Source organism: Parajatrophihabitans canadensis, from assembly GCF_053764775.1.
In genome coordinates this window covers 40,780-53,048 of record NZ_CM132445.1, presented here as the reverse complement: position 1 = coordinate 53,048, position 12,269 = coordinate 40,780, and the positions used below count along the sequence as shown (strand labels likewise).

At 64.1% G+C, this 12,269-nt stretch carries 14 protein-coding genes; 5 read left to right on the top strand and 9 right to left on the bottom strand.

The genetic code is table 11. The annotated features are described in order from the left end of the window. Window positions 1-5: 5 nt before the first annotated feature. A complete protein-coding gene (locus ACSMXN_RS00260) occupies window positions 6-614 on the bottom strand; it encodes a TMEM165/GDT1 family protein (RefSeq protein WP_027139903.1) in 609 nt (202 codons plus the stop codon). 20 nt (window positions 615-634) lie between these two features. Between ACSMXN_RS00260 and ACSMXN_RS00255 the strand changes: the two genes are divergently transcribed. Then, a complete protein-coding gene (locus ACSMXN_RS00255) occupies window positions 635-1,171 on the top strand; it encodes a DUF4446 family protein (RefSeq protein WP_022915186.1) in 537 nt (178 codons plus the stop codon). A gap of 23 nt (window positions 1,172-1,194) precedes the next feature. Further along, window positions 1,195-2,268, top strand: coding sequence for a prephenate dehydratase (pheA, locus tag ACSMXN_RS00250; protein ID WP_196811425.1), 1,074 nt, complete (start codon window positions 1,195-1,197; stop codon window positions 2,266-2,268). Here the strand turns inward: pheA and ACSMXN_RS00245 are convergent. Further along, the gene (locus ACSMXN_RS00245; protein WP_022915184.1) at window positions 2,265-3,077 is read right to left on the bottom strand and encodes a hypothetical protein; all 813 of its coding nucleotides are present in this window, start codon (window positions 3,075-3,077) and stop codon (window positions 2,265-2,267) included. The genes pheA and ACSMXN_RS00245 overlap by 4 nt on opposite strands. Window positions 3,078-3,291: 214 nt before the next feature. Here ACSMXN_RS00245 and ACSMXN_RS00240 point away from each other — a divergent pair, with 214 nt between their 5' ends. After that, window positions 3,292-5,115, top strand: a complete 1,824-nt coding sequence (locus ACSMXN_RS00240) for a sigma-70 family RNA polymerase sigma factor (RefSeq protein ID WP_022915183.1) — start codon at window positions 3,292-3,294, stop codon at window positions 5,113-5,115. 47 nt (window positions 5,116-5,162) lie between these two features. Here the strand turns inward: ACSMXN_RS00240 and ACSMXN_RS00235 are convergent, their stop codons facing one another. The 4 genes from ACSMXN_RS00235 to ACSMXN_RS00220 form a co-directional block, all read right to left on the bottom strand. Further along, a complete protein-coding gene (locus ACSMXN_RS00235; protein WP_051149041.1) occupies window positions 5,163-5,456 on the bottom strand; it encodes a GroES family chaperonin in 294 nt (97 codons plus the stop codon). Window positions 5,457-5,558: 102 nt separating this feature from the next. Then, complete coding sequence (locus tag ACSMXN_RS00230) at window positions 5,559-5,906, bottom strand: metallopeptidase family protein (protein WP_022915181.1); 348 nt, start codon at window positions 5,904-5,906, stop codon at window positions 5,559-5,561. Between the two features lie 52 nt (window positions 5,907-5,958). Next, complete coding sequence (locus ACSMXN_RS00225; protein WP_022915180.1) at window positions 5,959-6,189, bottom strand: hypothetical protein; 231 nt, start codon at window positions 6,187-6,189, stop codon at window positions 5,959-5,961. Between the two features lies 1 nt (window position 6,190). After that, a complete protein-coding gene (locus ACSMXN_RS00220) occupies window positions 6,191-7,357 on the bottom strand; it encodes an inorganic phosphate transporter (protein ID WP_022915179.1) in 1,167 nt (388 codons plus the stop codon). A gap of 261 nt (window positions 7,358-7,618) precedes the next feature. On the opposite strand from ACSMXN_RS00220, the gene serS reads away from it, so the two are divergent. Beyond that, window positions 7,619-8,890 carry a serine--tRNA ligase gene (gene serS, locus ACSMXN_RS00215; protein WP_022915178.1) on the top strand — a complete coding sequence of 424 codons (1,272 nt, stop codon included), beginning with the start codon at window positions 7,619-7,621 and terminating at the stop codon, window positions 8,888-8,890. After that, entirely contained in the window at window positions 8,887-9,747 is an 861-nt protein-coding gene (locus tag ACSMXN_RS00210; RefSeq protein WP_022915177.1) for a Cof-type HAD-IIB family hydrolase, read from the top strand. Before serS ends, ACSMXN_RS00210 begins: the two co-directional genes overlap by 4 nt. A 27-nt stretch (window positions 9,748-9,774) precedes the next feature. Here ACSMXN_RS00210 and ACSMXN_RS00205 read toward each other — a convergent pair whose 3' ends face one another. The 3 genes from ACSMXN_RS00205 to ACSMXN_RS00195 are packed head-to-tail and all read right to left on the bottom strand — an operon-like array spanning window position 9,775 to window position 12,261. Beyond that, complete coding sequence (locus ACSMXN_RS00205) at window positions 9,775-10,590, bottom strand: transglutaminase-like domain-containing protein (protein ID WP_022915176.1); 816 nt, start codon at window positions 10,588-10,590, stop codon at window positions 9,775-9,777. Between the two features lie 36 nt (window positions 10,591-10,626). Then, window positions 10,627-11,229 carry a bacterial proteasome activator family protein gene (locus tag ACSMXN_RS00200; RefSeq protein ID WP_022915175.1) on the bottom strand — a complete coding sequence of 201 codons (603 nt, stop codon included), beginning with the start codon at window positions 11,227-11,229 and terminating at the stop codon, window positions 10,627-10,629. A 33-nt stretch (window positions 11,230-11,262) separates the two neighbouring features. After that, window positions 11,263-12,261: an NAD(P)H-quinone oxidoreductase gene (locus tag ACSMXN_RS00195; RefSeq protein WP_022915174.1), complete on the bottom strand. Its 999-nt coding sequence runs from the start codon at window positions 12,259-12,261 to the stop codon at window positions 11,263-11,265. Between the last annotated feature and the right edge of the window lie 8 nt (window positions 12,262-12,269).

Below are 12,269 nucleotides of genomic sequence, written 5' to 3'. Positions count from 1 at the left end.
CCAGATTAGCCGCGTATCGCGGCGACCGCGGCGATGATTGCGAAAGCTGTGAACACCACAGCTGCAACCTGATGGATCAGCTTCAGCGGCACTCGACGCAAGATGGCTCGGCCGAGCACCGTCGCCATGACTGCGACACCGACGAGCGCGAGAAAAGCACCGAGGCCGACGGCAACCGGCTGACCATAGCGCGCCACCAGACCTGCGGTGGCGAGCTGCGAGGCGTCTCCCCACTCGGCGGCGAACAGGACGCCGAACGAGATGGCGAAGACTCGCCGATCGCTGATCAGCTGGTCCGGGCCGCCAGCCGGGACGTCGACGCCATCCCCGTCCTCCGGACCACCAACGCTCTCGCGAAACAGGACGAAGGCGCCGATGGCGAACAGCAGAGCGACTAACCCCTCGACGGCGCGATGCGGCAGCAGCCGTAACAGCCCACCCGCCGTGACGGCTATCGCACATTGCACCGCGAACGCCGTGGCTACGCCGAGCAGCACGGGGCGGCGGCGGTATTTCGTCGACAGAACGAGTGTTGCGACCAACGTCTTGTCCGGGAGTTCGACCAGCAGCACCGTGCCGAACGCGATGCCGAACACCGCCAAGAAGGAGTTCATCAGGGGATATCCTGCCCGAGATGAATAATGCGCTCGCAGTCGCCGCCGCGGTTCTCGGCGCCATCGGGTTCATCGCGGGAGTGTTGGCCCTGCGCACTCTCGGTCGCCTGCGCCGGTCTGTGGCGTTGCTCTCCCGGGGTTCATCGGGCCGCGAGACAATTCTGGACGTCGCCGAAAAGCACATGGCCGCGAGCGAAGCCGTCCGCAAGGACATTCTGGAACTGCAACACGACCTCGCCGGAGCCCAGGAGGAAGCGGACGCGCGTATCGCGACCGAACGGGCGGCTATTGCTCAAACGGTTCAGTCACTGCAACAGTCGGTCGACACCGTCCTGCGGCGAGTTGCCCTGGTCCGTTTCGACGCCTTCGACGATCTTGGCGGGCGGCTGTCGTTCTCCCTCGCCATCCTCGACAACAACGGAAACGGCATCACGCTGACTTCGATCGCCAGCACCTCCGATACTCGGATCTATGCGAAGTCACTCACCGGTGGCGTCGGCGAACACGCGCTGTCTCCTGAAGAGGAGCAGGCCGTGAAGGCCGCGCTCGCGCGATGACGGCCCACACTAGGCTGCACGTCGTGTCCGAGATTCAAGTGCCGGCTGCCAACGACGACTCGCGTGCCGCGGCCAATGCCGCGACAGGCGTTCCCCTGAGGTACGCCTTCCTCGGCCCGGAAGGGACGTTCGCGCATGCGGCAGCCTTGGCCCTCGCAGCTCAGCAAGCACCCGCAGCTCAGCAGGCACCGGCAGCTCAGCCAGCACCCGCAGCTCAGCAAGCGGCGGCCGACGGTGGACTGCTGCCCATCGAGTTAGTCCCGCACGGCACTGTCACCCTGGCTATCGACGCGCTACGCAGCGGACAGGTGGACGGTGCCTTGGTTCCGCTGGAGAACTCCGTCGAGGGCGCCGTCCCGGCCACACTCGACGAGCTTGCGGGTGGCTCCCCGCTGGTGATTTCGGCCGAGACATTCCTACCGGTCGTGTTCGACCTGCTCGTCCGCCCGGGGACACGGCTGGCCGATGTGGCGACCGTGGCTACCCATCCACACGCCGAGGCCCAGGTCCGTCGGTACCTGCTGACGAACCTGCCAGGCAGCTCGGTTGCCATGGTCGGATCGACTGCCGGCGGGGCGCGGGCGGTCAGCGAGGGTCAGTACGACGCAGCGATCGCGCCGTCGGTCGCAGGTGAGCTGTACGGACTGCACGCTCTCGCCCACGACGTCGCCGATCATCCGGGGGCGGTGACCCGGTTCGTCCTGCTCACCCAACCCATCAAGCCCCCACCGCCGACGGGCAACGACCGAACCACCTTGGTCACCTATCTTCGAGAGGACCACGCCGGTGCGCTGCTCGAAATACTCACCGAGTTCAGCACCCGCGGAGTCAACCTGACCCGAATCGAGTCTCGTCCGACCAAAGGGCGAATGGGGCAATACTCGTTCAGCATTGACTGCGAAGGCCACGTGTTCGACGCGCGAGTAGGTGACGCACTAGCCGCCCTACACCGGGTCTGCGCGGATGTCCGCTACCTCGGCTCGTACCAGCGCCAGGACGGTGTCGGAGAACCGGCGACCCTCGGCCGGTCGGATTCCGACTTTGCCGACGCGGGCATCTGGATCGAGTCGATCCGCAAGACCGGGCTGAGCGGCTAAGCGCACATCTCATTGAGCAGCCGAACTACCAGCTTGAAATCCGCGGGCAACGGCTCGAACCAGGTTCGTGCTCCGATCGGGCGTTCCGACATCCCAGTCCAGGAGAGCTCGAGTTGCAATGCAACGAGTAGATCGTTCAGGGTTTCATCGCGGTGGGCCAGGGCCACTGCGACAGATGGTCCGACCCTTGCCAGCGTCTCGCCACCGGTGAAAACCGACGCGAGGGCGTGGCCCACGCCCACCATCCGCTGCTCGGTGACGATGCTCTGACTGCTGGAGCGCACGCCGACGGCGACCAGCACCCTGCTCTTCGTAGCGGCAATTCCGGCGGCGTCACACTCGCGGTACAACTCCGTTAGCCGGGTCGTCAGATAGTCACGTGTTGCCAATTCGGTCAGTACGTCGACGGAGCCGAAGCGGCCGCTCGACAACCACGTTATGACCGATTCTGCCCAGCCGCGCGACATCGCATTCGCCAGGCCGGCGTGCACCCGTCGGCTGCACCGCAGTAGATCCAAACCCTGCGCCAGGTCGGTCAGCGCGTCCCCCAAGCCGACACCCGCGCGGGCACGTTCGCGGCCAAGCCGCTCCGCGGCGGCAACTGGATCGCCCCCGACCCCATTGACAGCGTCGATCACGGCCGCCACTGCGGGCGTCCACCAATCCTCCTTGTAGGACCACCCGTTTACAACGGATCCGGACTGCCATCGGCTGATTAGCTCGGCCGCTCGAGATTCAGTTCGGGTTGCTGACTTGCTGGGTGTTCGAGTGAGGGTGTGCCGGCCAAGAGCCATCGGTCGGTGCAGCATCAGAGGCCTCCAGGGATTGGCGGTTTTCGCGGCGTATTCAAAATGTGACTTACCGTGAGCTTTCTGCAGACAAGACGCAGAAAGACCTCATAGATGACGCAAGAAAAACGAAGCCCCGAAAGTTTTTGAACTATTTTTGTTTACTGCCGTCATACCGGGGGGCTAACGGCGTCTATACGTCGACAGGACGCTTGGCACTCTCGGAAGGCTTCGCATGTTCGACGACTCCTTGGGCGACTTCGCCGACCCGGAGGCCGCTAAAGCGTTGCCGCCTAGTGATGCGCAACTAGTGGCTGCTGTTCGTGGTGGCGACAGTTCGGCTTTCGCCGAATTGTGGACACGCCACCACCCGTCCGTACTGAGATACGCACGCCAATTCGGCAGCCAAAGCAACGCCGAAGACCTCGCCTCGGAGGCCTTCGCACGACTGCTCCGCTTGCTGCAGTCCGGTGGCGGGCCAGACATGAACGTTCGCCCGTATCTGCTGACCGCTGTAAAGCGCATCAAGATCGATATCGCACTCCGCTACGAGCGCCGCATAGGTCTGACCTCCGAGGACTCAGCTCTGGAGGCCCTGGAATCGAAGGCCGTCGACTCGGCAGACGACACCGCGCTCGAGGCGCTCGAGGCCAAGACCGTTTGGCGTGCTTACGGTGCGTTGCCGGAGCGCTGGCAGACCGTTTTGTGGCACACGCTCATCGAAGAACAGTCGCCCGCAGCTGTGGCGCCGATCCTGGGTTCCAGCCCGAATGCGGTGGCGGCGTTGTCGATGCGTGCTCGCGAGGGGCTGCGCCAGGCCTTCTTGCAGGTCAGCGTCCGGCAGGCCGACTCCGACGAATGCCACAAGATCATCCGACGCCTCGGCGCGTGGGAACGCCGAGCGCTTTCGGCTCGCGAGGCCGCGCAGGTAGATCAGCATCTCGAGCAATGCGATCGCTGCCGCGCAGCAGCACTCGAAGTCGGCGATCTGAACCGCTCGATGCGAGCCATCGTGCTGCCGATCATCCTGGGCGGCACCTTTTTCGCAACCGAATTCCTCAAATCCACTCGCGCCTCGGCTGCGGTGGCCGGCGTCGCAGGACCGGCTGCGGCAGTACCGGGCGTCTCGGTCCCACTTGCCACGCTTCCCGCATCGGCGGCAGCTGCTACAGCGTCTCGGCACGCTGCGCCCTCGATCCTGCACCCGATCAGGGCCATGTACGCGGGCAAGCACCTGGTCCGACACATCAGCACCAAGCCCCTGATTCTGATCGGTATTGGCGCCCTGCTAGCAACAGCTGGCACTGGCGTGGTGCTCGCCATGACCGCGCACGGTCCGGTGCGAACCCTGGTTGAACCGGTCATGCGGACGAGTGCCCCGGTGACGCCTGCACCCTCTCCGAGCTCAGCCAGCGTGTCTCCAGCCGTTTCCACGATCGTGCGACAGCCAACACCACATCGCCCGGTCCACAAGCCGGCCCCAACACCACCTGCGGTCCAGCCGTCCGTCATCGAGCCACCGCCTGTCCCGCAACCCGTCGCGCCAGTCGCTCAGGCCGTCGCGACTACCTCTCGGCCGACGCCGACGGTGACGATCAGACCGGCAGTGCGGCCGAAGAAGGTGGCGGTGCCGGTTCCGGCCAGCGCCCCAGTGCCTAAACCCACACCCACACCGACGCCAACACCCACACCCACACCCACACCGACGCCCACGCCCACGCCGACGCCGACGCCGACGCTGACCACCAGATCAATCTCCGGGGGGATGAATCAGAACCCGAACGGTGTCGACGGGACGATGACGTTTACGGTGCCAAGCAATTGGACGATCACCACAGTCGCGGCCGCCGTCACTGGTGACAGCTGCGTTGCTACGTCGCCCACGGTTGAGACGTGTCAGATGATCCACAACGCAACCACGCCACAGCACTCATTCACGATCGTCACCGAGTCGACGAGCCCGCAAGACACCGACCTGCTGACCGTCCAATACTCGGACCCGACCGGCTCGCTTGGTGGTCGCTTCCCGCTGAACGCGGACGGTAGCTTCGTGATCTAGGCCAGGCCTCGTGATCTAGGCCAGGCTGCGCCATGCCGTGCGCAACGTTACAGATAGAGACCGGTATTGGTCTCGATGCGCGGAGCGGCAAGGGCATGAATATCGCGCTCACGCAACAACAGATAATCCTCGCCAGAGATCTCCACCTCGTGCCGATCATCGGGTGAGAACAAAACCCGATCGCCGAGTTCAACGGATCGGACGTGATTGCCGACCGCCAAGACTTCGGCCCAAATGAGTCGCTTGGAAACCTGGGCCGTAGCGGGAATCAGGATGCCTCCAGACGAGCGACGTTCGCCCTCTTCGGCGGATACCTTCACCAGTACTCGGTCGTGCAACATCTTGATCGGAAGACGGTCCGTAACACTCACGGATCCGAGCCTAAGCCCTGACCGGCACGAACTTACCTCCGGTCTAGCCGCCAAGGGCACTCCACTGGCGGTTCAGCCCCAGCCGAGTTCATGAAGTCGCCGCTCGTCGATTCCAAAATGATGACCGATCTCGTGAACAACCGTGATCGCTACTTCGCGTTGCACGTCATCAAGGTCTTGAGCTATAGCAAGGATGGGCAGCCGGTACACAGTGATCGTGTCGGGTAACTCGAAGACATAGTCCGAGGTCCGCTCGGTGAGCGCAATGCCCCGGTAGACACCGAGCAATCCTGGTTCACCCGGGTCCGCGTCTTCTACCCGGATGACCACGTTGTCGAGCAACTTCAACAAGCCCGACGGGATCCGGTCGAGCGCCTCGCCTACCAGATTCTCGAATTCCTCCTGGGAGATCTCGACCATGGCCCGAGTGTGCCCCACTTCCCACTGCCTGATGCGCGCTGCCTTGCGCCGCCTATTTGGCCAGTACAGCCCAGATGCCTACTATCACCAACCCGGCGACCAAGCCCAAGGCCGTCCAGCCAAGCGCTCGGGCCCTAGTCGAGTTCGCCCCGCTCGCCACGGCCTGGTCAGCCTCGTCTAGCCAGCGCGAACCAAGGGCGAACAAGCCGGTTACGCCGACGCCGGCGATGAGCGCGATGACGACGACATTGCGGAGCACTCCCAAGTCGACGTAGTCGCTCATCTCATGATGCCTTCTGCTCGAGCACGGAAGTGTCAGTGGCGACTATGATCGCGCGGTCCGCAGGATCACGGATGTCGTTGACGTTTTGCGCCGTGACGGGATTACGGCGTGACCATCGCCAGGTCCCCAGTAACCCGAGCAGAGCAACGATCGAAACGATGACTATCTGCGCCGTGCCGCCGTCGTCGACGATCAAACCGATTCCCGCTGCGACCGCTGCGGCAGCCGGAAGCGTCAGGAACCACGCTATGACCATCGAACCGGCAATCCGCCATTGGACGGTCGCGCCCTTCTTGCCGACTCCCGTACCAAGCACCGATCCGGACGTGATGTGCGTCGTCGACAGCGGCAGCCCACCTTGGGTCGCGGTAAGCAGGACCGCAGCCGCCGTAGTCTGCGCCGCAAAGCCCTGCGACGGCTCGATATGCGTCAGCCGGTGGCCCATTGTTCGTACGACGCGCCAGCCACCGAGATAGGTCCCGGCAGCGATCGCCACGGCACAACAGAGAATCACCCACCAGGGCGGATCCGAATCGGGTTGCAGACGATGATCGGCGATCAACGCCAGCGTGACCACGCCCATGGTCTTCTGAGCGTCATTAGTGCCGTGCGCCAGCGATACCAGTGACGCGGACGCCAGCTGCCCATGGCGGAAGTATCTCGTCGTACCCGGACGGGTGGTCGGGTTCGAGAGCCGGTAGGCCAGCTTTGTTGCCAACACTGCGACGAGGCCGGCGATGATCGGAGCAAGTACCGCCGGAATCAGCACTTTGGCGACTATCGACTGACCGTGAATGGCCGATCGACCCGCCGACACCAGGGTCGCGCCAACTATTCCCCCGATCAGCGCATGCGAGGACGAGGACGGAAGCCCCAATGACCACGTCAGGATGTTCCAGGTGATCGCACCTAGCAGGCCGGCAAACACGATTGGCAAGGTGATCGCAGAGGACGAGACGATGCCACTGGCAATGGTTGCCGCGACTTTCACCGACAAGAAGGCGCCAACCAGGTTCAGCACCGCCGACAGCGCGACAGCCGGTTTGGGTTTGAGTGCCCCGGTGGCGATCGAGGTCGCCATCGCGTTCGCAGTGTCGTGGAAACCGTTGGTGAAATCGAAGGTAAATGCAGTTATCACGACGATGAACAACAGAGTGGCATCGTGCACACGCGGAACGATCCACGACCGTTACGATCTTGGCAAACGTTCACCGGAATTTCACATTTGAGTTGGCAGACGCCGCGTCCGGCGCCGCCCGAATCGTCAGTGAAACTGCGGACTTATCAGGTACAAGCCGTACACGACCGCGTCGGCACAGATGGCGAAACACGCATTGCTGGCGCCTCAATGGGGCTTCGCTAGCGGCCCGTTGGCGCTTGTCGGGCGCGAGCGGTCAACTGGCTGGTGCGGCTTGGCTAGCCTTGAGAGGTGATCGACCTCAAGATTGTTCGGGAGAATCCCGATCTGGTACGTGCATCCCAGCGAGCCCGGGGGGCGGACGAGTCCCTCGTTGACGCCCTGATCGCTGCCGACGAAGCGCGGCGCAACGCGGTGTCGACCGCTGATCGCCTGCGCGCGGAGCAGAAGGCGGCCAGCCGTTCGGTGCAATCGGCAGCGCCCGCCGACCGTCCGGCTGTGCTGGAGCAGGCCAAGTCGCTGGCCGCCGCGGTCAAGGACGCCGAAGCGATTCAGGCAGCCGCGGAGGAGCAACTGCGCGCGGCCCAGTTGGCGGTACCGAATATCGCCTCACCGCATGCGCCACCCGGCGGCGAGAACGACTTCATCACCCTCGCGACCGTGGGCACGCTGCCCGAGATCAGCAATCCGAAAGACCATCTCGAAATCGGAAACCAGCTGAAAGCGATCGACACCGAACGGGGCGCCAAGGTCTCGGGCGCACGGTTCTACTTTCTTACCGGCATTGGCGCGCAGCTCGAACTGGCACTGGTCAACATGGCGATGGCCAAGGCCGACCAGCTCGGCTTCACGCCGGTGATCGCACCCGCTCTGGTGAAGCCCGAGACCATGGAAGGCACCGGATTCCTCGGCGCCCACGCGGCCGAGGTTTACCGGCTCGCCGATGATGACCTGTACCTCGTCGGGACGTCTGAAGTGGCCCTGGCCGGGTTCCACGCCAACGAGATCCTCAACGCCGCGGACCTTCCGCTTCGCTATGCCGGCTTCTCTTCGTGCTTCCGCCGAGAGGCCGGTTCCTACGGCAAAGACACCAAGGGCATCATCCGGGTGCACTGGTTCGACAAGGTCGAGATGTTCAGCTACGTGGCGGTCGACCAAGCCGAGGACGAGCACCAGCGGTTGCTGGCGTGGGAGCGGGAGTTTCTCGAGGACCTCGAGCTGGCCTACCGTGTCATCGACGTCGCCGCCGGTGACCTCGGTTCGAGCGCGATCAGGAAATTCGATCTGGAGGCCTGGTTCCCGTCGCAGGCCGCGTACCGCGAGCTGACCTCCGCCTCGAACTGCACCACGTTCCAATCCAGGCGGCTGAACATCCGCGCCCGTTCAGCACAACAAGGGATCGAACCGGTAGCGACTCTGAACGGGACTTTGTGTGCGGTGGCGCGCACGATCGCGTGCCTGCTGGACCATCACCAGCAACCTGACGGTTCGGTGTACGTACCGAAGGCACTTCGTCCCTGGCTGGGCGGTCGCGAGCTGCTCACGGCACCGGCCGCGAGATGACCTCGAAGGAGCTGGCCAAGTCTCCCGTTCGGCTGCTGGCAACCGACCTTGACGGCACGTTGCTGCACAGCGACAACACCGTCAGCGAGTTCACCCGCGAGGCACTGCGCACCGCGGAAGCGGCCGGGCTGCTCGTCGTGTTCGTCACCGGTCGGCCTCCTCGCTGGCTGCACGAGGTTGCCGAAGCGACCGGGCACACGGGTATCGCGGTCGGCGCCAACGGCGCTGTCACGTATGACCTGCACAGCGAAACCGTGCTCGACAGTCACGCGCTCGACATCGACGTCCTGTCCGAGGTCACCTCCGTGCTGCGGGCCAAGATCCCAGAGATCAGCTTCGCCATGGAATACGGCCTCGACTTCGCCTACGAGCCGGACTACCGACACGATTGGGAGATCCTGCCGGTCGCCGATCGCAAAGGTCGGAAGCTGCCAGTGGCGACCGTCTCGGAGCTGGAGGAGTTGCTGACCAGGCCTGCGGTGAAATTGCTGGCCAAGGGTCGGGGCTTGGACCCTGACACATTCATGGACGAGGTCGAACAGGTGATCGGTGACCTTGTGACCGTCACACGCTCGGGCCACTCGGCGCTGGTGGAGATCTCGGCAACGGGTATCACCAAGGCGTCTGGGCTTGCCGCCTTCGCGCAATCGCACGGTGTCACTCGGGCTGAAGTCGCCGCCGTCGGGGACATGCCGAACGACATTCCCATGCTCGAATGGGCTGGGCGCTCGTTCGCCGTCTCGAACGGCCATCCCGCCGTCCAGGCGGCAGCTCAAGAGGTGCTCAGACGTTCCAACGACGAGGACGCCGTGGCACACCTGATCGAGGAATTACTCGCGGAGCCGAACCGCGACTGACCATTCCGGTATATCGGTTGCTAATCCTCAGCCAAGCTGGACGAGATCAGTGATGTCGTCGGTGGGTAGATCGCCGTCCACTGTTGCGCTCACCCACTGGTCCACCATCTGTATGTCACCGTGGTAGCTCGAAAGAAACGCTGTCTCGGTCGCATCGAGGCCCGTGGCGATTCTTACCAGACTCGACCGCGGCGCCAGCAGCGTTGCATCGACGACGAGCCACCGCCCGCCGATCCGCGCTTCGGCCACGGCATGGAAATCCATTGGGTCAAGGCCCGGGGCGTAGACGGCCACCATCCGGGCCGGCACATCGAGAGCTCGCAACAACGCGACCACGAGATGCGCGAAATCACGGCAGACGCCCTGACCGGCGAGCAGGGTGTCCAGCGCGCCGTCGGTAGGTCGGCTGCTACCGGAGAGGTAGCTGAGCCTCGTGCCAACCCAGGAAGACACGGCTGAGAGCAAGTCTCGCCCAGGCGGGATGCCGGCGAACTCTTGCCGCGCCAGGGCAAACAGCCGATCGGATTCGGCATAGCGGCTGGGATGCAGGTAGCGGATCTCGTCGGCCGGCTCGTTGTCCGGAATCGCGGCTCGGCCGAGGAGGGTGGCGCTGTAGTCGACGGTCAACCTGCCCACCGGCGCGTCCAGGACATGCCATCGGCCGCCGTGTGGTGCGGCAACCTCTTGCGCGGTCATCGGTTTGCCGTCCACCGCTAGCACGAGGCGCTCGGCGACTTGTAGTGGATCGATTCGAGCAACGGCCAGCTGGAGCACCAAGCGAGCGGGCGTCTGAATTTCGACGGTGAGATGACTCGTGACCTGACGAGCAGGCGTCGCTGTCATGCGGCTCTGATCAGAATCCCCTTAAAAGTAGAGACGTCAGAGATATTGGCCGGTGCCGTGTTCTTGCCCAGAGCCTGGCATGCCCTGCGGAATCATCCCCGGCGGCAATCCGCTCCCCGGGCCGATCTGGCCGGGTAATGCACGTCCGCGCATCTGTTCCAGCTGGGCTCGGGCGGCCATCTGCTGAGCGAACAGGGCGGTTTGAATGCCGTGGAACAAGCCTTCCAGCCAGCCGACCAATTGCGCCTGGGCGATGCGCAACTCGGCCTCACTGGGCACGTGGTCCTCGTCGAAGGGCAGGCTGAGCCGATCCAGTTCGTCGCGCAGCTCGGTCGACAGACCGTCCTCGAGCTCTTTGATCGATGACTGGTGAATCTCCTTCAGCCGCTGGCGGCCGGCTTCGTCCAGAGGAGCCGCGCGTACTTCTTCCAGCAGTTGCTTGATCATCGTGCCGATCCGCATGACCTTGGCCGGCTGCTCGATCTGCGCCGTAACGTCCTGGTCATCGGCGGAGTTGCCCCGCGAGTCATCGTCAGAGCCAACGATCACCACCTGCGGACTGTCCTGGCCGCCGGTTGGGTCCGTGCCCGCCGAATTACCACCTTGCGAACTTTCCGGGTGTCCATTCGGGTTCGTCATGGCTCCAGTCTGGCCCAGCCCGTGGGTCGCGCGCTAACCAGGGTTACCGATGCGCAGGATGACCTTGCCGATGTGTTCGCTTGCGTCCACCAATCGATGTGCCTCCGCCGCTTGCTCAAAGGGCAACACGACATGAACCACCGGCTTGACCCGGCCTTCGGCGATGAGCGGCCAAACATACAGTTCGGTGCCGGCAACCACTTCTGCCTTCTGCTCCAGTGGCCGGGCCCGCAAGCTCGCTGCATAGATCGTGCCGCGCTTGGCCATCAAGGTAGCGAGATTCAGCTCGCCGATGCGACCACCCATCATGCCGATCAGGCTTATCCGGCCGCCAAGCGCGAGGCAGCTCACGTTTCGCTCCAGGTATTTGGCACCAATGCTGTCCAATAGAACGTCGATGCCCTCGCGCCCGTCAGCTGCCTGCGCGGCCTGGACGACCTCGGCGAAGTCCTGGTCGCGGTAATTGATGACAACATCGGCGCCGAGCGCTTCACACGCCGTCAGCTTGGCGGCCGACCCCGCCGTCGCGAAAACCTTTGCGCCAGCCGCTTTCGCAAGCTGGATCGCCATCGTGCCGATGCCGGACGCGCCACCGTGTACGAGAAAGGATTCCCCGGGTGCTAACCGGCCCTGGTCGAAAACCATCGACCACACCGTGCAAGCCACCTCAGGCAAGGCACCTGCGGTGATCAGGTCCACACCGGTTGGCACATGCATCAGTTGAGCTGCCGGCACCGCCACCTGTTCGGCGTAGCCACCCCCCGCCAGCAAGGCACACACCTCATCACCCACCTGCCAGCCAGTCACCCCCTCGCCTATCTCGGCGATGGTGCCGCTGCATTCCAGACCGAGAATGGTCGAGGCCCCTGGCGGTGGTGGGTAGTTCGCAGTTCGTTGTAAGAGATCCGCCCGGTTCACGGCGGTCGCCGCGACATTGATCAGGACCTCGCCCAGCTTCGGGACGGGTGCCGCTACCTCGGCGACTGACAAAACTTCGGGGCCACCCGGCCCGGATGCAACGACAGCTCTCATAGCTGCGA